The 23,254-nt window shown below is 67.0% G+C and carries 20 protein-coding genes and 2 pseudogenes; 11 read left to right on the plus strand and 11 right to left on the minus strand.

Annotated elements, in window-relative coordinates; genetic code table 11:
- Positions 1-24: 24 nt before the first annotated feature.
- Positions 25-222: a hypothetical protein gene (locus ACPOLB_RS21915; RefSeq protein ID WP_425258165.1), complete on the minus strand. Its 198-nt coding sequence runs from the start codon at positions 220-222 to the stop codon at positions 25-27.
- 188 nt (positions 223-410) lie between these two features.
- Between ACPOLB_RS21915 and ACPOLB_RS21920 the strand changes: the two genes are divergently transcribed.
- From ACPOLB_RS21920 to ACPOLB_RS21935, 4 genes are all read left to right on the plus strand, one after another.
- The gene (locus tag ACPOLB_RS21920) at positions 411-863 is read left to right on the plus strand and encodes a helix-turn-helix domain-containing protein (RefSeq protein WP_425258166.1); all 453 of its coding nucleotides are present in this window, start codon (positions 411-413) and stop codon (positions 861-863) included.
- Positions 864-890: 27 nt separating this feature from the next.
- The gene (locus ACPOLB_RS21925; RefSeq protein WP_425258167.1) at positions 891-3,668 is read left to right on the plus strand and encodes a UvrD-helicase domain-containing protein; all 2,778 of its coding nucleotides are present in this window, start codon (positions 891-893) and stop codon (positions 3,666-3,668) included.
- An 84-nt stretch (positions 3,669-3,752) separates the two neighbouring features.
- Positions 3,753-4,940 carry a DUF2235 domain-containing protein gene (locus ACPOLB_RS21930; protein ID WP_425258168.1) on the plus strand — a complete coding sequence of 396 codons (1,188 nt, stop codon included), beginning with the start codon at positions 3,753-3,755 and terminating at the stop codon, positions 4,938-4,940.
- A 71-nt stretch (positions 4,941-5,011) separates the two neighbouring features.
- A complete protein-coding gene (locus tag ACPOLB_RS21935; RefSeq protein ID WP_425258169.1) occupies positions 5,012-5,461 on the plus strand; it encodes a hypothetical protein in 450 nt (149 codons plus the stop codon).
- A gap of 47 nt (positions 5,462-5,508) precedes the next feature.
- Here ACPOLB_RS21935 and ACPOLB_RS21940 read toward each other — a convergent pair whose 3' ends face one another.
- From ACPOLB_RS21940 to ACPOLB_RS21970, 7 genes are all read right to left on the minus strand, one after another.
- Positions 5,509-6,015 carry a hypothetical protein gene (locus tag ACPOLB_RS21940; RefSeq protein ID WP_425258170.1) on the minus strand — a complete coding sequence of 169 codons (507 nt, stop codon included), beginning with the start codon at positions 6,013-6,015 and terminating at the stop codon, positions 5,509-5,511.
- A gap of 289 nt (positions 6,016-6,304) precedes the next feature.
- Entirely contained in the window at positions 6,305-6,622 is a 318-nt protein-coding gene (xseB, locus tag ACPOLB_RS21945) for an exodeoxyribonuclease VII small subunit (RefSeq protein WP_425258171.1), read from the minus strand.
- Positions 6,623-6,660: 38 nt separating this feature from the next.
- On the minus strand, positions 6,661-8,406 hold the full coding sequence (gene xseA / locus ACPOLB_RS21950) for an exodeoxyribonuclease VII large subunit (RefSeq protein ID WP_425258172.1): 1,746 nt from the start codon (positions 8,404-8,406) through the stop codon (positions 6,661-6,663).
- Positions 8,399-8,740, minus strand: a complete 342-nt coding sequence (locus ACPOLB_RS21955; RefSeq protein ID WP_425258173.1) for a hypothetical protein — start codon at positions 8,738-8,740, stop codon at positions 8,399-8,401. The genes xseA and ACPOLB_RS21955 overlap by 8 nt, the downstream gene beginning before the upstream one ends.
- A 61-nt stretch (positions 8,741-8,801) precedes the next feature.
- On the minus strand, positions 8,802-8,990 hold the full coding sequence (locus ACPOLB_RS21960) for a hypothetical protein (protein ID WP_425258174.1): 189 nt from the start codon (positions 8,988-8,990) through the stop codon (positions 8,802-8,804).
- Positions 8,991-9,209: 219 nt separating this feature from the next.
- Positions 9,210-9,479: a hypothetical protein gene (locus ACPOLB_RS21965; RefSeq protein WP_425258175.1), complete on the minus strand. Its 270-nt coding sequence runs from the start codon at positions 9,477-9,479 to the stop codon at positions 9,210-9,212.
- A gap of 96 nt (positions 9,480-9,575) precedes the next feature.
- On the minus strand, positions 9,576-9,980 hold the full coding sequence (locus tag ACPOLB_RS21970; RefSeq protein WP_425258176.1) for a hypothetical protein: 405 nt from the start codon (positions 9,978-9,980) through the stop codon (positions 9,576-9,578).
- A gap of 599 nt (positions 9,981-10,579) precedes the next feature.
- On the opposite strand from ACPOLB_RS21970, the pseudogene ACPOLB_RS21975 reads away from it, so the two are divergent.
- The 3 genes and pseudogenes from ACPOLB_RS21975 to ACPOLB_RS21985 all read left to right on the plus strand — a co-directional run.
- Positions 10,580-10,735: pseudogene (locus tag ACPOLB_RS21975) on the plus strand (transposase); the annotation flags it as partial.
- Positions 10,736-10,845: 110 nt separating this feature from the next.
- On the plus strand, positions 10,846-11,343 hold the full coding sequence (locus ACPOLB_RS21980; protein ID WP_425261868.1) for an IS5 family transposase: 498 nt from the start codon (positions 10,846-10,848) through the stop codon (positions 11,341-11,343).
- Positions 11,344-11,361: 18 nt separating this feature from the next.
- Positions 11,362-11,745, plus strand: a pseudogene (locus tag ACPOLB_RS21985) (ATP-binding protein); the annotation flags it as partial.
- A gap of 15 nt (positions 11,746-11,760) precedes the next feature.
- On the opposite strand, the gene ACPOLB_RS21990 reads toward ACPOLB_RS21985, so the two are convergent.
- From ACPOLB_RS21990 to ACPOLB_RS22000, 3 genes are read right to left on the minus strand one after another with little or no spacing between them, the layout of a single operon-like run.
- Positions 11,761-12,990, minus strand: a complete 1,230-nt coding sequence (locus ACPOLB_RS21990; protein ID WP_425258177.1) for a hypothetical protein — start codon at positions 12,988-12,990, stop codon at positions 11,761-11,763.
- 1 nt (position 12,991) lies between these two features.
- Entirely contained in the window at positions 12,992-13,339 is a 348-nt protein-coding gene (locus ACPOLB_RS21995) for a hypothetical protein (protein WP_425258178.1), read from the minus strand.
- Positions 13,329-13,910, minus strand: a complete 582-nt coding sequence (locus tag ACPOLB_RS22000; RefSeq protein WP_425258179.1) for a hypothetical protein — start codon at positions 13,908-13,910, stop codon at positions 13,329-13,331. The genes ACPOLB_RS21995 and ACPOLB_RS22000 overlap by 11 nt, the downstream gene beginning before the upstream one ends.
- Before the next feature lie 671 nt (positions 13,911-14,581).
- Between ACPOLB_RS22000 and ACPOLB_RS22005 the strand changes: the two genes are divergently transcribed.
- The 4 genes from ACPOLB_RS22005 to ACPOLB_RS22020 are packed head-to-tail and all read left to right on the plus strand — an operon-like array spanning position 14,582 to position 23,247.
- Positions 14,582-16,252, plus strand: a complete 1,671-nt coding sequence (locus ACPOLB_RS22005) for a DNA internalization-related competence protein ComEC/Rec2 (protein ID WP_425258180.1) — start codon at positions 14,582-14,584, stop codon at positions 16,250-16,252.
- Entirely contained in the window at positions 16,231-19,716 is a 3,486-nt protein-coding gene (locus tag ACPOLB_RS22010) for a DUF2126 domain-containing protein (protein WP_425258181.1), read from the plus strand. The genes ACPOLB_RS22005 and ACPOLB_RS22010 overlap by 22 nt, the downstream gene beginning before the upstream one ends.
- A 22-nt stretch (positions 19,717-19,738) precedes the next feature.
- A complete protein-coding gene (locus ACPOLB_RS22015) occupies positions 19,739-22,318 on the plus strand; it encodes a circularly permuted type 2 ATP-grasp protein (RefSeq protein ID WP_425258182.1) in 2,580 nt (859 codons plus the stop codon).
- A gap of 14 nt (positions 22,319-22,332) precedes the next feature.
- Positions 22,333-23,247, plus strand: a complete 915-nt coding sequence (locus ACPOLB_RS22020) for a transglutaminase family protein (RefSeq protein WP_425261958.1) — start codon at positions 22,333-22,335, stop codon at positions 23,245-23,247.
- Positions 23,248-23,254: the final 7 nt, after the last annotated feature.

Raw genomic sequence — 23,254 nt, forward strand, 5'->3', positions numbered from 1 at the left:
AGCGGTGCGCCTGGCGCTAGGCCTTCAGACATGCTTTCCCCCCTGCGCCTTGGTTCCCTTAGTCGAAGACTCCTTGATGCCCTTCTTCTCGCAGTGGGCGAACAGCAGCGTTTCCAGCATGTTCGTGCGACTGCGGTTCTCATGCGTCGCAGCGGCTTCCAGGAGCGCCTTGAATCGAGGCGAGACCCTGAAGCTTACGGAGATGGTCTTTTCTGCAGTCATGGTCGAGCGGCGATGTATAGAGGTTCACCATACAACCAGCGCAGTGCCCTACTGCCAGTGAAATCCCGACCCAGGTGTCAGGATGTGGATTTGCCACGCAAGTGAGGGGGCTGGCAACCTTCGGAGAAGCAACCCCCGTCTGTTGCGAACATTGGTGCCTGCTTGGTCCGGCAGGAGCAGGGTGCAAAATGTCCACCATGCCCAATCTCGCGACAGTACTAAAGGCGGAAGTCGCACGCTTGGCTCGTAAGGAGCTGCGCGCGGAGACCGAAGCTCTCAAACGGACGGTCGCCTCCCAGCGGGCCGAGATTGCAGCGCTCAAGCGCAGGACCGCAGAGGTGGAGAAGGTCCTGAAGACCGTGCTGGGCGTGGCCGAGAAGGCGCGTGCCAAACCCGCAGTTCCGGACACGGAGTCAAGTGACTTCCGCTTCCGAGCTAGCGGCATGGCGAGCAATCGGAAGCGCCTCGGCTTGAGCGCCGAAGACTTTGGCGCGCTGGTAGGCGCCACGGGGCAGTCTGTGTACTCCTGGGAAGCCGGCAAGACGAAGCCCAGAGCCAAGAGTCTGGCGGCGATTGCGGCCCTGCGCGGTGTTGGCAAGCGCGAGGTGGCGAAGCGCCTCGAGGCGCTGAAGCAGGGCTAACAGCATCAAACGCCGCCGCAGCGGCGCATGGAGGTGCGCTTGCGACAAACGTGGGGTCCCACAGCACTGGGCAGGCTCTTCACGTCGAGCAAGCCGTGGACCCTGAGCCTTGATGGCGAGCAGTTCGCCCTTGAGGCGGATGGCCGTGTTCGCTCGGGGAGCGTCTTGCTACTCGACACGTTGGCCGTCCGCACCGGAGCCTTCTGGGCCACCGTGGACGTGCATGGTGCGAGCGGGCAGGTCCTGCGTCTCGGTGGGATACCGAATCGCCGCGCCAAACAGCTCAAAGACGCGCTTGATGCGGCCCTCGCCGCCGTTCGTCGGCGCTTGTACCTTGTCGAACTCGGCAAACAGTTCGGACCGGCTCTGGAGCCTGTTGTTGCCTGGGTCTCAGCAACTCGTACCGCCTGCGCGGAGCGACTGCGAACGCGGGGCTGGCTGAGCCACGAGTTCAAGGTCCAGGCCTCCGCAACGAAGCCCGCTGGACTGGAGGAGCTCCTGGCCGAGCCCGAGATTGCACAGCTGCTGGGGGCGGAACCCAAGGAGTCTCAAGACGCGGTCGCGATGTGGAGGAGGTCGTTCTCGACGGTCGCTGATGAGATGAACCAACGCCACGTGGCGGAGGAAATCGTGGGTTCGCGGCACTTCTTCGACACGGTCGAGAAGTCGCCGCTGACGAGGGAGCAGGCCGAAGCTGTCATCAACTTCGACAGCCGGGTCCTCCTGGTGGCCTCTGCAGGGTCAGGCAAGACGTCCACGATGGTTGCCAAGGCTGGCTATGCGCTCAAGAAGGGGTACTTCGCGCCCGACCGAGTGCTGCTCCTGGCTTTCAACAATGATGCGGCTGCCGAGCTGCGAGACCGCGTCAACGAGCGCCTGGGGCCTTTGGGACTACCCGCAGAGCAGGTGGTGTCGAAGACCTTCCACGCATTCGGGCTCGATGTCATTGGCAAGGCCACTGGGAAGCGCCCCTCGCTGGCGCCGTGGGTCGAGACTGGGCGTGACCAAGAAGCACTTCTGCAGATGGTCGATGACATCAAGAACGTCGACCCGGTCTTCCGAGTGCAGTGGGACTTGTTCCGCCTGGTGTTCGGGCAGGACCTCCCCAAGTTCGGCAAGGAGTCGGCCAACCCGGAGGCATGGGACAAGGCGGCAGGGCGAGACGGCTTCTGGACGCTGAACAACGAGGTTGTGAAGAGCCGGGGCGAGCTGGTCATCGCGAACTGGCTCTTCTACAACGGGGTTCGCTACGTCTACGAGGGCAGGTACGAGGTCGACACCGCGACCGCGGAGCACCGGCAGTACCGGCCAGACTTCTACTTGCCGGACGCCGACGCGTACCTCGAGCACTGGGCACTTGATGCGAGTGGCGAGCCGCCGGCCGAGTTTGCGGGCTACAAGGAAGGGATGGCATGGAAGAAGCGCGTCCATGCAGAGAACGGCACGCTCCTCCTTGAGACGACCATGGCCCAGCTTTGGTCAGGTCGTGCGTTCGCCTACCTCGAGGAAGAGCTTGCGAAGCTGGGCATTGAGTTGGACCCGAACCCCGACCGCGAGGTGCCGGGCCGACAGCCAATCGAGAGCCCGCGACTGGCGAGAACCATCCGCGCGTTCCTCACGCACGCCAAGAGCAACAGGTTGACTACGGCGGACCTGCGCAAGCGTCTTGAGGAGGGCGTGGCCGGACAGTTTCGGTTCCGGCACGAGATGTTCCTGAACATCTTCGAGAAACTGTGGGAGCGCTGGGAAGCGACGCTCCGGGTCGAGGAGGTCATCGACTTCGAGGACATGCTCAACACGGCTGCCGACTGTGTTGAGCAGGGCCGCTGGGTCAGTCCCTACGAGTTGGTGATGGTCGATGAGTTCCAGGATGCGAGCCAAGCCCGTGCCCGTCTTGTCTCCGGCTTGGTCAGCGCACCAGGGCGTCACCTCTTCGCCGTCGGGGATGACTGGCAGAGCATCAACAGGTTTGCCGGTGCAGACCTGTCGGTCATGACGGACTTCGAGAAGCGCTTCGGGAAGACTGTCACTCTGAAGCTCGAGACGACTTTCAGATGCCCACAGTCGCTTTGCGACATCAGCAGTGGCTTCATTCAGAAGAACCCAAAGCAGCTGCGCAAGTCGGTGAGGTCCCCGAAGCCCAACGTCTCCGAGCCTGTCCGCATCGTGAGCGTGCTTGAGGAGACGGAAACGAGGTCGGCCGTCGAGGCGGTGATTGCTTCGCTCGCGAACGAGCACTCCAACCAGGGCCTGAAGCTGTCAGTCTTCGTGCTCGGCCGCTATCGCCGCGACGAGTCTTACCTGCCACGGCTGTACGACTCGAGTCGCATAGATGTTGAGTTCTCCACCGTGCACTCATCGAAGGGGCGCGAGGCGGACCACGTCATCATCCCGCGGGTGACATCGGAGACGCTTGGCTTCCCGAGCCGCGTCGTTGACGACCCTGTGCTGCAGCTGGCGATGCCGGGTGGTGACGACCATGAGTTCGCAGAGGAGCGCCGTCTGTTCTACGTGGCACTGACGCGGGCGCGCCAGACGGCCACGCTGGTGACCGTCGCCCGCAAGGAGTCCGCATTTGTCTCCGAGTTGGTTCGCGACTTCGGGATGAAGGTCCGGAGTATCGACGGCGAGGAGAGTGGCGCCGAAGCCTGCCCGGCGTGCGGGACCGGGTTTCTTGTGCTGCGTCGAGGACCGTACGGCGCGTTCATGGGGTGTTCGAACTACCCGAGGTGCAAGCAGACCCGCAAGACTCATGTGGGCTCTGCCGGAGCTGACTCAGGGAGGCGTCGGGGCGCTCACAGGTAGGTGCGGCGACCGGGATGTGCTGTACGCAGAAATCCCACTTTCGGAACCTGACGGAGCAGAATCCCGGAGACCGAGGAGGCACCTATGGCAACGAAGAACATCGTGCTGTGCATCGACGGTACCTGGAATGCTCCGATGCCGCTTGAGGACACGAATGTTCTCAAACTGTACGAGTGGAGCCTTGTCCCGAACGATGGGGCGGGCCCGCAGCAGGTCTGCTGCTACCTCCCGGGCGTCGGCGAGGACATGAGGCACGTCAAGGCAACGGTCAACTCAAGAGTTGTCCATCGGCAGACGTCGGCGGGCCGTGTTGCAGACTGGTTTCGGCAGAAGGCAAACGCGCTGACGGGTGGCGTGAGCGGGAGGGGTACGGCCGAGCGCATCAAGGTTGCCTATCAGTTCCTCTGCGAGAACTATGTCAGGGGCGACCGCATCTACATCTTTGGCTTCAGCCGCGGCGCTTTCGCTGCACGCTCGCTTGCTGGATTCGTCGCTCTAGTCGGAGTCTTGCTGGCTAACCGGCTAGACGACTTGCCTGAGGCATACCGTCTGTACGAACTGGCCCGAGACGAGCACCAGTCTTGGCTCAAGGCACACATGCAGCGCCTTGACATGCGGACCATTGAGTCGCAGGAGGAGGACAGCGCGCTGCCGATTCACTTCCTTGGCGTCTGGGATACGGTCGGAGCGTTGGGCCTTCCGAGGAGGCTCGGCAAGTTCACGGCCAAGTACACCGAGTATCACCAGGTGGACGTGCCGCCGAATGTCTTCATCGCGCGGCATGCAATGGCGCTGCATGAGTTGCGCCCAGACTTTGACCTCATGCTGTGGTCAGACCTCGCGCGGCACCCAAACCTTCGGCAGGTTTGGTTTCCAGGAGACCACGCGGACATCGGTGGCGGGCACTGGGCGAATGAGTCTGGGTATGCGGACGAGGCGCTGCATTGGATGGCCGGCGAGGCGGCAGGAAACGGGCTGAGGTTGAACGACAAAGTCCCGCCGCGAAACAGCAAGGAGCTTCATCAGCAGTGGCTGTGGTTCATTTTGACCAATCCAACCATCCGGCCGGAAATCCGAGAGCTTCCACAGGTACCTGGAAACGCATGGCATCACGCAACCTACTGCCACCCCAGCCTACTTTGGCACCTGCATCACTATGGCAAGAGCGGCTATCGGTTCCTCAATGCAGGCTTGAACTTAAAGCTAAAGACCGTGGACGGCTTGGCTACGCAACTGCTGGTGCGGGCCAAGCTGCACAACCTGCATCCTTGAGAGGGAAGTAGATGTCCAATGGCACCTTACAAGGGCCGTCCGCGTCGAGTGGACACGCTCACTGGTGGGAGATGGTCACCACCGCTGAATTGCTTGACGCGGAGGCGACGCTTGCGGATGCTGAGTCCCGGCTTCTTGGGTGGGATGAGCCTCGGGAACCGTTCGCTCGGGCGCTGGCCATCTGCGCTCTGATGCACAACCCAAACGCGTTGAAGTCTATGGCCCTGCGTGTTCACCAGCGCTATCAGCGTGGCTACGAGAGTGAGACTCCCGAAGGCGACACCGAAACACAGACCTGCCGCGTTCTCACTCAGATTCTTGAGCTGAGCCTCAAGTACCTCGAAGCCCATGAGCTTGGTCGGATGGAAATCTCGGGTCTCAAGGCACTGGTACGCGTGGATGAGTACATCCCTCCGGAGCGGCCACTGTCGAAGCATGCCGTCCAGGGCACCAGGGGTGCCTCTGTACTTGCCGCCATTCTCTCTGCGCCCGCTGAGCCTCCGTCCCCGAATCCGTCATGAGGGCGCTGAGCGCGCCGGACGGCTAGACCAACCGGCGGTCGAACGCGCTACCCGTAGAAGGGCACGCCGATGCCCGGGTACAGGATGTTGGCGTATGTGGCCACGGTGATGCGAACGGTCGATGGCAGGCGAACGCCCAGCGGTCGGTCGGCTTCGACCCTTCCTCTCCTTGCCCACTCGTCCATGGCAGCGCACCACTCGTCTGAGCCCGGTGCCATGGCTCCGTCGGACTCACCGAACAGTTCGAGGGCCATGGCTTCGCCGGTAGCGTCGTTCGGAGGTGCTGCTATGGCGCTGTGCAGAAAGCCGTATTTCTCGAACGGTCCGTCCCAGTACTCCGGTATCCACCAGTCGATGCCAGGCAGTGCGCTGCCGATGACGCGGCGGATGCTCGCGGCGATGTCCTGACTTCTTTCGACTCGGAAGCTGGTTCCTTCCAAAGGGAGAACGGGCCACGCATGCACGCGGGCAAGCGCTTCACGGCCGACATAGTCGAGCCTCTCTGGACCAGCTTCCGCGATGACATCGAGGCGCTGGCCGACGTAGGTTCCCATCAAGCCGCGAGGGCGAGAACCATTGAACGGTATGTCGACTGCGGGCAGACCTCGCGCGTCTATCGGAGGCTCTGGCCACAGTGGTCGAGCCAGCCCTGAAATGGTTTGACCGGCCTCAAGACGCTTGCGCAGCGCTTCGCGCCATCCGTCGTCGCTCTCACCCAAATCCTCGTGCTCCCTGTGTGGCTTCAATCCGCTGGCAGAGCCACCTCAAGGCGACTCGGTTGCGAGCATTCTCCGCGACCGGCGCGGGGTCACAGTCCTGGACTGTGGTCGTGCGACAGTCGGGCTAGAAGGGCACGTCGTCGTCCATGTCGTCGAAGCCAGTCTTGGGCGGCGCGGCGGCCGGCCTCTCGTCAGCAGCAGGCTCAGCTGCGGCAGGCACTGCCTTGGCTGGCTTTGCCGCTCCTTCCAGACCCGCGCTGACAAGCGCTTCTTCGAGCGCCTTCTCCACAGCATCGATTCGCTGCTTGCACACCTTGTAGGCGGCAACGGACTCGTTGACGATGTCGAGCAAGTCGTCGATGTTGGGCTCGTCTTGCCGTCTTAGGGTCTGTGCGTGTCTCTGAAGGACGTCGTAGGCCTCTCTGAATGTCGTCGCTTCCATGCTCTGTGCTCCTGCGTTCTCTCTTCGTGTTGGTTGGGTCATGCCTCGTCCGTTGAGGCAGGCTTCACTGCATTGGCAATGGCACTGACGACGCCATCGCGCAAATTGACCTCGATGCGCGTTCCGTCCTGAACGTCCGCGACGGTTGTTAGGGCTTGGCCTTTCTCGGAGCGAACGATTGCGAAGCCTCTCCGAAGCGTCTTCTGCGGACCTTGTCCGGTGACTTCGCGGAAGAGTGCCTCGGAGCGCTCGGCCGCCTTTGAGACGGTACGAGTTGCTCGGTCGAAGGTGTCGGCAATCGTGGACTCAGCGTTGCTTCTCGCCTGACGAGTAAGTCCGGCCGCTCGCTCCAAGACGTACGGAGCAGTTGTCTCGACCTGCTGTCGTGCCTGCCGCAGGTTGGCGACAGCCTGTGTCTGCAGCTGCGCCAGGGTCGAGGGAACCGCTTGGCGTGCAGAAGTGACCTGTGCTCGAGCGCCGGAGACGATGCGGTCGAATGACTGGCGTGTCGTGCCGCGCGCGTTGTGCAGCGACTCGGTGGCGTCCAGCCGTAGCGTGCTGAAGCTGGACTCAGTTGTGGCGCGGGCGGTGACAATGTTCGCCCGAGCCTGGGTCTGAACCAGCTGGCTTGCACGTAGGGCCAACGCGGCGGTTTGGCTCACTGCCTTTCGCGCACGGCCAAGAATGGATTCGTTGAACGCCTTTGCCTCGCGGACTCGCGCTTGCACCACTTCCTTGAGCCCCGCGATGACTTTGCTCGGGGTGTCGTAGCGCCGGTGAGCGACTTCGTCGATGGAGGTGTCGTCTCGCTCGTGTCCAATGCCTGTCAAGACCGGTACAGGACACTCGCAGACGCAGCGCGCGAGGTCGTAGTCGTTGAGCCACGCCAAGTCGTTGACTGACCCGCCGCCGCGGATGATGACGATGGCGTCCGGGAGCGATGCGCCCGACCAGCTGCGCAGGCCCATGGTCATGGCTTTGGCAATCTCCGCGGCCGCGCCGTCGCCTTGGAACCGGCTGTAGACGTAACTGAACTGGCAGACGCCGTAGGTCTCTAGATGCTTGGCGTCGGCTGCGAAGTCACCCAGGCCGGCAGCTCGCTCCGGTGCGACAACGAGGACGGCTGTGTAGTCCCACGGCGCTGGCAGTGTGCGGTTCCGGTCGAAGAGGCGTTCGCGTTTGAGTCGTTCGCGGATGTCGCGCTTCTTCGCTTCGAGGTCCCCGAGCGTGTACGAGGGGTCTATGCCATCAACTTCAAGGCTGAAGCCAAAGTTGGCTTTGAAGACAGGTCGGGCTCTGATGAGCACCTTGATGCCAGCGTCAAGCTCCGCGCCGGTTGCACGCTTGAACTCTGCGAGCAGGGTCTGTGCATGGCGGGCCCAGATGACCGCCCGGGCTTGCGCGAGCAGTTCACCCGCATCATTACGTTCGCTCAGTTCGAGGTAGTAGTGCCCTTTACTTGACGACGCTCGAACGACCTCGGCTGTGGTCCAGACTCCCTCGGAGAACGCTTTCGCGACCGCCGTAGCTACGCCGCCGAGCAGTCGAGAGAGCGGGACTCCTTTGACCTTGGTGTCGAGTTCTCGGGAGGTGGATTGGGTGTCGGTTGAGGCAAGGTCCAGCTGCTGGCCTCGGCTTCCAGCGGGCAGCCAGGCCTGAAAGGGCACGAGGTCCAATCCCGTGGGCACATACCACTGGCCGGCTTCAGGGTCCCACCGTGCGCCAAGTGCTTTGACCTTCTCCTTCTCTTGGAAGGTGGTCTTCAGGTAGGTCCGGTCACCCACAGGCCTCCGGGCACGGGTCCGTAAGCAGGAACTCGGGGACTTCCCATTGCAGTAGCTCTGCCGTACGTATCGCCACCCATCGCGCTTCCGGTGCGGGGAGCGACGATGGGGGCATCAGTAGGCCGGTGTGGACCTGGGCCAGAGCATCGCCTGCGGTGGTGCCGGAATTGAAGCGCAGGCCGAAGCAAGCCTCGGATACGGACTGGGCGAGGTCCTCGCAGAGCTCTTGTCGCGCCTGCAGCTGTTCTCGCGCGAGCGTCGGGTGGCCACGGCTGTCCCCGTACAGAGCCTGGAACGAGTCGGCCACGAAGACCTGGTTGATGTCATGGCCCATGACGTGAGTGTCCTTGTGAACTCGAATTGCTCAAAGCGCTGCGAGTGGTCTCGCGAGGCGCTCAGGCCTTCGGGTGAGGCTCGACTGGCTGGCCGTTGACGAAGACTCGGTCGGCGACAACTTCGATGAGCATCGCACCCCAGCGGCTTTCCCACACGTAGCGTTGCACGCCGTCAGCGGCGAGCGGTATGTCGCCCTGCGGGCCGGGCGCCGCGCGGAGCAGGACTTCGGGAAGCAGAGGGGCGTTCATGAGGGGATGCAGTTCCGGCACACGCGGCGTGTGCTGCAGGAGTTCTGCTTGGTCTGGTCAGAGCTAGCTCCAGAGACGACGAAGCCATGCCGGCGCCTGGCGACTTGTGCGGTAGTGCTGCCGTGCGAGGGGTTGCATGTGTGTTCACCGGGGGCAGGCTGAGGACTGTACAAAACAACAGTATGTTGCGCAAGTCGAGGAGGGAGCCCCCGACAACTCCTAGAGGTTGTCGAGGTCGGCAGCTCTTGCGGCACCAACCACAGCGTCGTTCATCAGTGCCCTCACTCGGTCCCGAACGACGAGCCATGTTTGGCTGAACGACGCGTCGGGGTATTGGTTGTGTGCTTCGGATGCCAGCGCCGCACAGATTTGCAGCGTCTGCGCCGTCACTGACTTCTTGAGGAGAGCAACTCGGCGCTGCCGCGCACGCATGACGATGCGGCCGCCGGGCCGAGCCTGGAACCCTGCCGCAAGTTCGTCGTGCAGCATGACTGTCGCTGCGAACCGACCCACCGACCTGCAGCTCAACTTCGCATTGGCAGTCGCGTGGAGGTCTGGCTCGACGAGTGAGACCGTGTGGAGCGGCTAGCGTTGGTGTAGCTGGCGCTCGGCAACCCGACGTCGAATGGTCGCGAGCCGCGAAGTCCTCGGACGGTGCGGCACGTGGCGGTACTGGCCGGGATGGCCCCAGCCGGCCCGCATGCCCTTGAGCCAGAGCGGCCGCGCCAGCGTCAGTCGGTAGTGAGGCATGCCTCCGAGAGGCGCCGAGGTGTCGAGCGTGATGTCGACGACATCGCCTGGCGCAAGGTCCCAGAAGTGGTTGGTGACCGTGTTGTGAATCCTCGGGCCCCCCCGCTCGTCGACGGTCAGTGTCCACAAGTCGTCGTGCGCTGCCGGCCCAGTGTCGTGCAGGCTGATTGCTGAGTGGGTGAGTCGGATGCGGCAGGTGCCAGCAAGACGCGGAAGGGTCTCGTACACGGTCTGCGACATAGCAGTCTCCGAGAGTCTTGTCGACGGGAGGTGAGGCTTCGGAGGTTGGGTTCAACTCGGTGCGAACCCTAGCCGCAGCGAGTCTGGACAGACCCACCCGCGTGGATTGCGCGAATGGAGCAGCTCCGGAAGACTATGGACGATGGAGAGCTCCACTCGCTTGCTTGAAGGATTCGACGCGGTCGAGCGGCTAAGCACGAACCTGGAGGCCGGAGGACAGCCTTCAGTTGACGTTCTCTGTTCGGAGCTTGCACTGGGGCCGCTCGCGGAGATTCTTGTGCTCCGTCGCAGTTGGCGAGAGGTGGGGGTCGACGTGCGCATATCGGGCACATCCGATGCCCGTCACGCGGCAATGTCAGCGGTCGCAAGGTCGCCAGTGGCGAGCCGGCTCGTGAACAGTCGGGTCGGAGCGCTGCACATCGTTGGTCAGGGCGAGATGCTCGAATCTGAGTGCCACGAGTTTGTCGCAGCGACGGGAAGACTGGCGCATGAGTCAGGTATGCCGCTGGAGGCGTCCCGGACTCTGAAGGGCGTACTGGGCGAGCTAGGGCCTGTTAACACTAATTGCGCCGAAGCCGCATTGTCTTGACACTGCGGCCATGGAGATCACCGCAGCGCAGTTTGCCCAGATCGAACACTGCTTGCCCCGCCAGCGAGGCAACGTCAGCCTGTCGAATCTGCAAGTGCTTAACGCAATCCTTTACGTGGCCGAGCACGGCTGCAAGTGGCGCGGTCTGCCCAAGCGGTTTGGCAATTGGCACACGATCTACACGCGCATGAGCCGCTGGGCCAAGTCCGGCGTGCTCGACAAGGCGTTTGAGCAGTTGCAGCGTGCGCAGGTCGTGCAGATCAAGATCGAGTCCGTCTGCCTGGACAGCACCAGCGTGAAGGTGCACCCGGACGGCACTGGTGCTCGAAAAAAAACGGTCCGCAGGCTATCGGCAAGTCCCGCGGTGGCTGGAACACCAAGATCCACCTCCTCGCTGCGGACGCACGCACGGCCATAACGTTCTCGCTGTCGCCAGGCCAGGCGCACGATGCACCCGAGGGACGAGAGCTGTTGAAGCGGCTGGGGCCGCCCAATCGTCCTCTTCACCTGATCATGGACCGCGCCTACGAGGGCAACGAGACTCGGCAGCTTGCGCTCGATCTGGGCTTCGTCCCCGTCGTGCCCCCACTCAGCACGCGCATCGAGCCATGGGAATACGACCGGGCGATGTACAAGCGTCGCAACGAGGTAGAGCGCCTGTTCCGCAGGCTCAAGGGCTACCGCCGCATCTTCTCCCGCTTCGAGAAGCTCGACGTCATGTTCATCGCCTTCATCAGCTTCGCGCTGATCGCTGACGGCCTGCGGTTGTGTTAACAGGCCCTAGTCGACAATGTCTCTGTACACGGCGGGCCGGGTGCGAAAGGGATTGCCGCTTTCGAGATTCATTCGAAGGCAATCTCGGTGGTCGTTGCCGACACCGGTCAAGGAATCGTTCGTGGATTCCTGGAGAGTCAGCCTGAGCGACACGGTCTCATCGCAGCGGATGCGCTTGAGTGTGCGGTCAAGCAGAACCGGTCGCGCTTTCGGGAGCGCGGGCGCGGTCTGGGGTTTGCAAGTGTGCTGAACGCGATGCGCGCGATGGACGGCGCTCTTCGCGTCCGAAGCGATGACGCGAGCATCGAAATTGAGGGGCCAGCGGACAGCGCGACGTGGTACCTCAAGGACCAGCCAACGTTGCAGGGCTTTGTGGTGAGCCTGTATCTCAGCTGGCGGTGAGGCGAAGAGGCAGGCCTACGTGGTTGCTTCGAAGAGGTCGAGCTGCGGGTGTTCTGCACCTTCGGCCACAGCAGGAGCAGACTCGGAGCGGGTGGGCCGTGCGGGCTCGAAGGAGAGGGCGCCTTGAGTCGGCGTGCCCGGCCGGAGCAGACCAGCGTGCATCGCGAGCTTGGCCTTGGCGTTGTGAAGGAAGAGCGCGTGCATCTCAGCTCGCCCGACAGTCTTGTGCGACCGGAAGACGGGTGTCCCGTTGGGACCGGCTTCTTGCCTCTGTCGCTTGATGGTTTTGAAGTATGGCCCCGAGTCGATGAGCATGACTTCTTTGAAGTGCTCGCGTAGCTCGGGCACCCAGCTCGCTCCGCTGCGCAGCACGAGTCTCAGGTCTTTGCGCGCACTCTCTTGGGCGAAGAGTTTGAGGCGGTCGACGTAGCGCCGACCATCCTCCTTCGGTTCTGCTCCGGTCAGGAACTCGAACGCCACGGCGCGCATGCCTGGCTGCCGCTTCGCGAACTGACCCCAACGAACAAAGTCGTGGTCCGTGCGCCCGTTGATGTGAAGCGCGGTCGGTAGGCCTGACTCGACCATTTCGTACCAGGTCCACGCGATGCGCATCATGGCGTGCAGGTTGTCGTGCCTTGGTACGTCGGCATAGGTGCTGAAGTTCGGAGTCGTGGCGAAGATGACACCGGCTCGCTTCAAGCCCTCCCATGTGCGACGCGGTGTCGGCAGTCGCCACATCCGCTCGACGTGCGAGTCCTTCTCGACGCCAGAAGCAATCCATCCGTCTCGCGGAGCAACGCCGAACGTTTGCTCAAGCTCCTTGCGTGTCTTGGCACGGGTCTGGCGACCGCCACCAGCGACGGTCATGGACAAGGGGACGGCCGCGAACGCGTGGGCTCGCGACGGCTTGCCGTCGCCGATGTTGCCTTCAAGGAGCAGCGCGACTTCGGGCAACGTAGGCAGCGGCAGGACTCGTGCGACTGGTATCGCTTCAAGGTCGAGCCCGTGGACCTCGATGATGCGGCGCCAGTAGCGAGAAGGGGCTGCTGGGCAGACGACGTCGCACTTTGCCGGGTCCTGGCACCTGCACATGCCCATGCAGTCGATTGCTTGTGCGCCGCCAGCGGTAACGTGGAGCCCACCGCAGAGCCGGCGCTCGGTGCAGCTGGAGCATCCGAGCATGGGTTGCCCATTGCTCAGGTCCTTGATTGCCCAGAGCTGCGGTTGGTCGCTGGCGGCGAGCACGTCAGTCCTCCACGACAAGGTCCAGGCGCGCGGCTGTCGGCTCGGTCTTCTGCACCGTTGCGACGCCAAATCCGTGGCACTGCTTCAATCGTTCCACGAGTGCGAGGGACGGTTTGACGAGCGATGCAACCTTCTGCACTCCGACGCTAGCAACCACTTGGTTGTCCGCGACGAGTCGCAGAACGACTTCCTGGTTCACGGCGAGGGCGGCGTTCTCTTCTGGCTTGGCTCGGAAGACTCGCTTGATTCGCGGCGCTCCGGCAATCCAGTCGCCCTCCATCTGGGTGACGCCTTGTCGCCACGCTTTGGTGTGGCGCGCGCGCTTGTTTCGAAGAAAGTCAGTTCCCATCGACAAGCCCCCTGAGCGTGAGCGAGTAGTACTTGGTCTTCCCCGACTTGCGTTCCTTGAGGAGGCGCATGCCGGCCAACGAGGAGAGTCTGTTGTTCCAGGCAGTGACGCCCGTGGAGTCGTCCTTAGCCTCGTCGAACGCTGTCTTGGCGTCGGCTTCCCCAAGTCGAGAGACGATGCTTAGGGTCAGGCGGAGCTTGGAGTCCAGCTCGCCAAGAATGCGAAGTCCCGCAGGTTCACCGTCGGCAAGGCCATCCGCGACGACGATGGGCAGTCGCAGCGCTTGGGCTGCGAAGACAACCTCTTCGAGAGAGGCCTTGTTGAGGGCGAGCAGTACCGGAAGTGTTCCTCGTTCGTGAAGGTGCGCAGGCAGGTCGACCAGGAATGCTTCGCGGGCTGCGCTGGCTGACACCATGTCGATGCCGTCGAAGTCCAAGCCGAGCCAAGGGCCGGGAGGCAGGGCCGCCGCAGCCTCGACGAGCCTGGCCCTGGCGTGCTTGCCAGCGATTGCGCCGATGAGGTCGGTGTGGCCGATGGCTGCTCGGACGGGCAAGATGGGTGGGGCGTTCATTCATTCACTCAACACAATGAGTGAAATAATGAGGCCAGCATCGAGCTGTGTCAAGCCCTTGCTGGCGGGTCAGGAACCGTCCGGGCGGTGGACGACGCCCAGCTCGCAGTCGACCAGCGCCTGACCCCGCCCGTCGCCTAGGTCGGGTGCGACGTCCGCAAGGCCAAGGTGTCAGCGGAGTACGCCCGCCCCGACGTGGGCGCCAAGGCGGCTCCCGCATGCCAGTGCGGCGGCAGAACGGGGGTGCAGAACAGGACAGGAAGGACCTGGGCTGCACCGCCCGTACCAGAGGGGCACGGGCGTCTGCGCAACCGCTCGAGTCGCCTTGCATCGACAAGCTCGAACCATTTGTCGACCTGCGAAACTGCAGGCGAACCAATTGTCAAACGCCCCCCTTTTGATGGGTCCGAATGGTGGCCCTGGCGAGCGACACCCGGCTGTGCGCAGACTCGTCGATGCTGCCGCTGGCTGTGCACGCGCGGCGCTTGACGCTTTGCCTGGGAGCGTAGAACTCAATGTCAGTCGCGGATTGACAAAGCATGCTCGGAGACTAGGACCTATTGGCAAGAAGAGGCTGCAGTAGAACGAATTGTTCGAGAGCAGGTCTTGATTGGCAATTCCCAGACCGTGCCGAGTGGGACCTCTTCCGCACCACCGGCGTCGCCCACCTGATGAGCATCTCGGGCCTGCACGTCACGATGTTCGCGTGGCTGGCTGCGGCCCTGGTGGGCGTGCTGTGGCGGCGCAGCCCGCGCCTGGTGCTGGCCGTGCCGACGCCGCTGGCGGCGCGCTGGGGCGGTGTGCTGCTGGCCACGCTGTACGCGCTGCTCGCCGGCTGGGGCGTGCCGGCGCAGCGCACGGTGGCCATGATCGCGGCGGTGGCGCTGCTGCGCAGCCTGGGGCTGCGCTGGCCGCTGCCACTGGTGCTGCTGGGCGCGGCGGTGGCGGTGTCGCTGCTCGACCCCTGGGCGCTGCTGCAGCCGGGCTTCTGGCTGTCGTTCGTGGCGGTGGGCCTGCTGGTGGCGTCCGAGCCGGCCGGCACAGGTGCGCCGCCCGCGCCGGGCTGGCGCGCCCGTGCCGCCGCGGCGCTGCGCAACGGGCTGCGTTCGCAGGCCGTGGCCACCGTGGGGCTGGCGCCGCTGTCGCTGCTGTTCTTCCAGCAACTGTCGCTGGTGGGCTTCGCGGCCAACCTGGTGGCGATCCCGCTGGTGACGCTGGTGGTCACGCCGCTGGCGCTGCTGGGCGTGCTGCTGCCGCCGCTGTGGGCGCTGGCGGCAGGGCTGCTGCAGGCGCTGGCCGTGTTCCTGCAGGCCCTGGCGGCCACGCCGCTGCCGGTGTGGACCAGCGCAGCCGCCCCGGCCTGGGCCGCGGCGGCCGGCCTGCTGGGCGGGCTGCTGCTGGTGCTGCCGCTGCCGTGGCGGCTGCGGCTGCTGGGCCTGCCGCTGCTGCTGCCGCTGCTGGCGCCGCCGCTGGAGCGGCCCGCGCACGGGCAGTTCGAGGCGGTCGCGGCCGACATCGGCCAGGGCACCGCGGTGCTGGTGCGCACGGCCGGCCACCTGCTGGTCTACGACACCGGCCCGGCCTACACGCCCGAGGCCGACGCGGCGCAGCGCGTGCTGCTGCCGCTGCTGCGTGCGCGCGGCGAGCGCCACGTCGACCTGCTGATGCTGAGCCACCGCGACACCGACCACGTGGGCGGCGCCGCGTCGCTGCTGGCAGCGCTGCCGGTGCGGGCGCTGTCCACGTCGCTGGCCGACGGCCACGTGCTGCGCGCGCGCGGCCTGACGCACACACGCTGCGAGGCCGGCCAGTCGTGGACCTGGGACGGCGTGCGCTTCGACGTGCTGCACCCCACCGCGGCCGAGCACGACAGCCTGGTGCGGCCCAATGCGCTGAGCTGCGTGCTGCGTGTGCAGGGCGCGCGGCACAGCCTGCTGCTGGCCGGCGACATCGAAGCCGCACAGGAAGCCGCGCTGCTGGCGCGCGGCGCGCCGCTGCGCAGCGACGTGCTGCTGGTGCCCCACCACGGCAGCCGCACCTCGTCCACCGCGGCCTTCATCGACGCGGTGGCGCCGCACACGGCCGTCGTGCAGGCCGCCTACCGCAGCCGCTTCGGCCATCCTGCGCCCGACGTCGAAGCGCGCTACGCCGCACGCGGCATCGTGTTCGTGCGCAGCGACCGCTGCGGCGCGTGGACGCTGCAGGCCGGCGGACAGGGTGTTTGCGAGCGGCAGGCCGCACGCCGTTACTGGCATCATCCGGCGGTCTGGTGGCCCGGAGCTTGCAAGCCGCAGCCGTCCACCGCCCAGGAGCCCCGGAAGTGTCCATCCACGTCGCGCTGAACCACGTCACGCACTACCGCTATGACCGCCGTGTCGGGCTCTCGCCGCAGGTGGTGCGCCTGCGGCCCGCGCCGCACTGCCGCACGCCGATCCTCAGCTACTCGCTGCGCGTGGAGCCTGCCAACCACTTCATCAACTGGCAGCAGGACCCCTTCGCCAACCACCTGGCGCGGCTGGTGTTCCCCGAGAAGACGCAGGAGTTCAAGGTCACGGTCGACCTCGTGGCCGAGATGTCGGTCTACAACCCGTTCGACTTCTTCCTCGAGCCCGAGGCCGAGAACTTCCCCTTCGACTACGGCGCCGACCTGAAGCACGAACTGCTGCCGTACCTGGTGAAGACTCCGGCGACGCCGAAGTTCCAGGCCTTCATCGACAGCATCCCGCGCGACACGCAGCGCACGATCGACTTCCTGGTCGGACTGAACCAGCGCCTGCAGCACGACATCAGCTACCTGATCCGCATGGAGCCGGGCGTGCAGACGCCCGAGGTCACGCTCACGAACCGCAGCGGCTCGTGCCGCGACACCGGCTGGCTGCTGGTGCAGACGCTGCGCCACCTGGGGCTGGCCGCGCGTTTCGTCTCGGGCTACCTCATCCAGCTCAAGCCCGACGTGAAGAGCCTGGACGGCCCGTCGGGCGCCGAGGTCGACTTCACCGACCTGCACGCCTGGTGCGAGGTCTTCCTGCCCGGCGCCGGCTGGATCGGCCTGGACCCCACCTCCGGCCTGCTCGCCGGCGAGGGGCACATCCCGGTGGCCTGCACGCCCGAGCCGTCGAGCGCGGCGCCGGTGAGCGGCGCGGTCGACGAGAGCGAGGTCACGTTCTCGCACCACATGCAGATCACGCGCATCTACGAGTCGCCGCGCGTGACCATGCCCTACACCGACGGCCAGTGGCAGGACATCCTGGCGCTGGGCGAGCAGGTCGACACGCAGCTGCAGCAGCAGGACGTGCGGCTCACGATGGGCGGCGAGCCGACCTTCGTCTCGGTCGACGACCGCGACGGCGCCGAATGGAACACCGACGCGCTCGGCCCCACCAAGCGCGGCCTCGCGACCGAGCTCGTGCACCGGCTGCTGGCCAAGTACGGCGCGGGCGGCTTCCTGCACTTCGGCCAGGGCAAGTGGTACCCGGGCGAGCAGCTGCCGCGCTGGGCGCTGACGATCGGCTGGCGCGCCGACGGCCAGCCGATCTGGAACGACCCGGCGCTCTTCGCCGACGAACGCGACACGCACCGCTACACCAGCGCCGACGCGCACGCCTTCACGAGCGCGCTGACGCGCCGGCTGGGGCTGGACAGCAAGTACGTGGTGCCCGGCTACGAGGACACGTTCTACTACCTGTGGCGCGAGCGCCGGCTGCCGGTGAACGTGGACCCGTTCGACTCCAAGCTCGACGACGAACTCGAACGCATGCGGCTGCGCCGCGTGTTCCAGCAGGGGCTGGACAGCGTGGTCGGCTACCTGCTGCCGCTGCGCAAGGAGTGGATGGAAGGCACTGCCGGCCCGGCCTGGATCAGTGGCCCGTGGCACCTGCGCGACGAGCGGCTGTACCTGATCCCCGGCGATTCGCCGATGGGCTACCGCCTGCCGCTGGACGCGCTGCCCTGGGCCAGCACCGCCGACCGCCTGCAGCTCATCACGCAGGACCCCTTTGCACCGCAGGCCCCGCTGCCGGCCGCGCCGCTGCTGCGCGCGCAGCCGCGCGGCTACGACGCGCACCACGTGGGCCAGGGCTTCGCCGAAGGCGGCGCGGTGGCACGGCAGGCCCAGGACGACGGCACCGACCCCGGCTTCACGCCCACCGGCACCGGCCCGCACCTGCCCGTGAAGCCGCACCCGGTGGCGCCCGACACCGTGCCCGCGCGCCAGCAGAGCGCCGGCTGGCTGACGCGCACCGCGCTGTGCGTGGAAGTGCGCGACCCGCAGCGCGGCAACGGCCCCAGGGCCGAGGCCCGCCACGGCGGCAAGAGCGGCGTGATGTACCTCTTCATGCCGCCGTTGCAGCACCTCGAGGACTACCTCGAACTGCTCGCCGCCATCGAGGCCACCTGCGTCGAGCAGGGCGTGAAGATCGTGCTCGAAGGCTACGGCCCGCCGCGCGACAGCCGCCTGAAGACGCTGGCCGTGACGCCCGACCCGGGTGTCATCGAAGTCAACATCCACCCCGCGCACGACTGGAAGGAGCTGGTCGACCACACCGAGTTCCTGTACGACGCCGCGCACCGCACGCGGCTGTCGACCGAGAAGTTCATGCTCGACGGCCGCCACACCGGCACCGGCGGCGGCAACCACTTCGTGCTCGGCGGCGCGACGCCCGCCGACAGCCCCTTCCTGCGCCGCCCCGACGTGCTGGCCAGCCTGCTGACCTACTGGCACAACCACCCGAGCCTGAGCTACCTGTTCAGCGGCATGTTCATCGGCCCCACGAGCCAGGCGCCGCGCATCGACGAGGCGCGCAACGACCAGGTCTACGAGGTCGAGATCGCGCTGCAGGAACTCGAACGCCAGCTGCAGCTGCAGGGCCAGGTGGCGCCGTGGCTGGTCGACCGCTCGCTGCGCAACCTGCTGATCGACGTCACCGGCAACACGCACCGCAGCGAGTTCTGCATCGACAAGCTCTACAGCCCCGACGGCCCCACCGGCCGCCTGGGCCTGCTGGAGCTGCGCGCCTTCGAGATGCCGCCGCATGCGCGCATGAGCCTGTCGCAGCAGCTGCTGCTGCGCGCGCTGCTGGCCTGGTTCTGGCGCGAGCCCTACAGCGGCCGCGGCGCCACGCGGCTGACGCGCTGGGGCACGGCGCTGCACGACCGCTTCCTGCTGCCGACCTTCGTGCAGATGGACTTCGACGACGTCATGGCCGAGCTGAACCAGGCCGGCTTCGCGTTCGACAGCCAGTGGTTCGCGCCGCACTTCGAGTTCCGCTTCCCGCTCATCGGCGGCGTCGCCACGCAGGGCATCGAGCTCACCGTGCGCACCGCGCTCGAACCCTGGCACGTGATGGGCGAGGAGGGCGCGCCCGGCGGCACCGTGCGCTATGTCGATTCATCGCTCGAACGCGTCGAGCTGAAGGTCACGGGCCTGAACGACAACCGCCACATCATCACCGTCAACGGCCGCGCCGTGCCGCTGCAGCCCACCGGCCGCGTCGGCGAGTTCGTCTGCGGCGTGCGCTACCGCGCCTGGGCGCCGCCGTCGGCGCTGCACCCCACGATCGCCGCGCACGCGCCGCTGACCTTCGACATCGTCGACGGCTGGCTGCAGCGCTCCATCGGCGGCTGCCGCTACCACGTGGCGCACCCGGGCGGGCGCAACTACGAGGACTTCCCGGTGAACTCGTACACTGCCGAAAGCCGCCGCCTGGCGCGCTTCTTCCGCTTCGGCCACACGCCGGGGCAGATGCAGGTGGCGCCGGCGCGGCCCAGCCGCGAGTTCCCGTTCACGCTCGACCTGCGCCTGGCCTGAGGCCCACCCGCCTGGAGCGCCGTTGACGAGCCCGCAGTCCCAGACGCAATCGCAAGGCACGCTGCCCTTCGGGCCGGGCGGCTCGCCGGCGTTCGGGCAGGGCGGGGCGCTCGATGCGCTGATGCGCCATGCATTGCCGGCCGAGGCCGGCGTGTGGGATGAACTGCGCCAGCCCGGCGGCACCGTGCGCCCGTCGTGGCAGCGCTTCGCGCAACTGCTGCCGGCGCCGGGCAGCGGCCTGACGCTGGCGGCCGAACTCGACCGCCGCCGCGCCCAGGTGGCGCAGCAGATCGCGCTCGACGGCGTCACGCACAACGTCTTCGACGAACACGGCGCCGCGGCGCGGGCATGGTCGCTGGAACTGCTGCCGCTGCTGATCGAGCCCGCCGAGTGGGCGGCCATCGAAGCCGGCGTGGTGCAGCGCTCGGGCCTGCTCGAGGCGATGCTGGCCGACCTGTACGGCCCGCGCACGCTGCTGCAGCAGGGCCTGCTGCCGCCGGCGCTGCTGCTGCGCCACCCCGGCTACCTGCGCCCGATGCTGGGCGTGCAGCCGCCGGGCGGGCTGCGGCTGCACATCGTGGCCTACGACCTGGCGCGCGGGCCCGACGGCCGCTGGTGGGTGGTGGCGCAGCGCACGCAGGGGCCGTCGGGCCTGGGCTACGTGCTGCACAACCGCATGGTGATCTCGCGCCAGTTCCCCGACGCCTTCCGCGAGCTGCGTGTGCAGCACATCGCCAGCTCGTACCGCCGGCTGCTCGACACGGTGGAGACCATCGCGCGCGACGTGGCCGGCGGCGCCACGCCGCGCCTGGCGCTGCTGACGCCCGGCCCCTACAGCGAGACCTACTTCGAGCACGCCTACCTCGCGCGCTACCTCGGCCTGCCGCTGGTGGAAGGCGGCGACCTCACGGTGCGCGGCGAACGCGTGTTCCTGAAGACCGTGGAGGGTCTGGAGCCGGTGCACGGGCTGCTGCGCCGGCTCGACGACGACTGGTGCGACCCGCTCGAGCTGCGCCCCGACAGCGCACTGGGCGTGCCCGGGCTGCTGCAGGCCGCGCGCGCCGGCACCGTGGTGATGGCCAACGCGCTGGGCAGCGCCTTCCTGGAGTCGCCCGCCGTGCAGGGCTTCCTGCCCGGCATCGCGCGCCGCCTGCTGGGGCAGGACCTGCTGCTGCCGGCCCTGCCCACCTGGTGGTGCGGCGAGGCCGCGGCCTGGCACGACGTGCGCGGCGCGATGGAGCACAAGGTGCTGCGCAGCACCTTTCCGCAAGGCGGTCGCACCTCGCAGGTGCGCGACCGCACCAGCGCGCGCGTGGAGCTCGACCCCGATGCGTGGACCGTGCAGGACCGGCTGCGCTTCTCGCGCGCCCCCATCTGGGGCGGCAGCATGCTGAGCCCGCGCCCGGCGATGGTGCGCGTGTACGCCATCGCCGACGGCGGCGGACGCTGGCACGTGCTGCCCGGCGGCATGACGCGCGTCTCGCAGCGCGAGGACACCAGCGTCAGCATGCAGCGCGGCGGCACCAGCCTCGACACCTGGGTGCTGACCGAAGGCGCCGTCGACACGTTCAGCATGCTGCCGCAGCGGCTGCAGGTCGACGACATCGTGCAGCGCCGCCGCCCCGTGAGCAGCCGCACCGGCGAGAACCTGTTCTGGCTGGGCCGCTACACCGAGCGCACCGAGCAGCTGGTGCGTCTGGCGCGCGCGACGCTGCTGCTGATCGACGCCGACAGCGACGCCGACCACAGCCTGCAGCGCGCCGTCTCGGCCATGGCCGTCAGCAACGGCCTGGCGCCGCCGGGCGTGCCGACGCTGCTGCAGTCGGCCCACCTGTTCGAGCGCGCGGTGCTCGCCGGCCTGTCCGACGTGCAGGAGGCCAGCAGCGTCGCCTACAACCTGCAGGCGCTGGAGCGCGCCTCGCAGGTGCTGCGCGAGCGGCTGTCGTCCGAGCACTGGGGCCTGATCCGCAGCATGGGCGCCACGTTCGCGCAGGCGCTGCAGGCCGAGCCCGGCGGGCTGCCGACGCTGCCGCAGGTGCTGCCGGCGCTGGACACGCTGGCGCTGCAGCTGGCGGCCGTGACCGGCGCGCAGACCGACCGCATGACCCGCGACCACGGCTGGCGGCTGCTCACGGTGGGCCGGCTGCTGGAACGGCTGATCGGCCTGGCCACGCGCATGCAGGCCTTCCTGGACGCGCACGCGCTCGACAGCGCCGCCGGCATCGACCTGCTGCTGGAACTGTTCGACAGCGCCATCACCTTCCGCGCGCGCTACCAGCGCCACGAAGACCTGCTGGCGCTGACCGACCTGCTGGTGCTCGACAGCTCCAACCCGCGCTCGTTCAGCGGCGTGCTGCGCCGGCTGCGCACCGAACTGAAGAAGCTGCCCGGGAGCGAGGCCAGCCTGCAGCCGCTGCTGGCGCGGCTGCCGGCCGAAGGCGCCGGGCTGACCCTCGACGAACTGCGCGGCCTGGGCGACGCCGAGATCGCGGCGCGGCTGCGCCAGCTGGTGCTGGCCCTGCGCGACACGGCACTCGGCCTGGCCGACGAGATCGGCGTGCGCTTCTTCACGCTGGCGCACGGCCAGGACCAGCGGGTGTGAGCGCCGTGCAGGCCGTGGTCGACCTGGAAGTCGTGCACGAGACGCGCTACGTGTACGCGGCGCCGGTCACGCTGGCCCACCACCTGGCCCACCTGCAGCCGCTGGACGACGGCGCGCAGCGCCTGCTGGGCTTCGAACTGCGGGTCAGCCCCACGCCCGACCCGCTGCGCCACAGCCGCGACGCCGCCGGCAACCTGCAGTGCCATTTCAGCCTGATCCGCCCGCACGACACGCTGACCGTGCGCGCCACCAGCCGCGTGCGCCTGGCGCCGCGCTTCGGGGCGCTGCGGCCGGAGACCTCCGCGCCCTGGGACCTGCTGGCCGAACGGCTGCAGTACGTGGCGCAGGCGCCGTTCGACCCCGCGGTCGAGTACACGATGCCTTCGCCCTTCGTGCCGCGGCTGGAGGCGCTGCGCGACTACGGGCTGCCCAGCTTGCGGCCCGGGCGGCCGGTGGCCGAGGCCGCGATCGAGCTGATGCACCGCATCCACGCCGACTTCCAGTACGAGAGCCAGAGCACCGAGATCGACACGCCGCTGGCCCAGGCCTTCGCGCAGCGGCGCGGCGTCTGCCAGGACTTCGCGCACCTGATGGCGGGCACGCTGCGCATGTTCGGGCTGCCCGCGCGCTACGTCAGCGGCTACCTGCTGACGCGCCCGCCCGAAGGCGGCGCGCCGCTGCTGGGCGCCGACGCCTCGCACGCCTGGGTGCAGGTGTGGTGCCCGGGCACGGTGGGCGTGGACGGCGCCTGGCTGGACCTGGACCCCACCAACGACCTCGTGCCCGCCACCGGCCACGTGCGGCTGGCCGTGGGCCGCGACTTCGGCGACGTGACACCGCTGCGCGGCGTCATCCGCGGCGGCGGCCGCCACACGCTGACGGTGGCGGTGGGCACGCGGATCGTGGGTCCGGTTGTTGCTACCGGTTGAACAGAGG

Origin of the sequence: Rubrivivax soli (assembly GCF_049810355.1) — a bacterium.
Taxonomy (GTDB): Bacteria; Pseudomonadota; Gammaproteobacteria; order Burkholderiales; family Burkholderiaceae_C; genus Rubrivivax.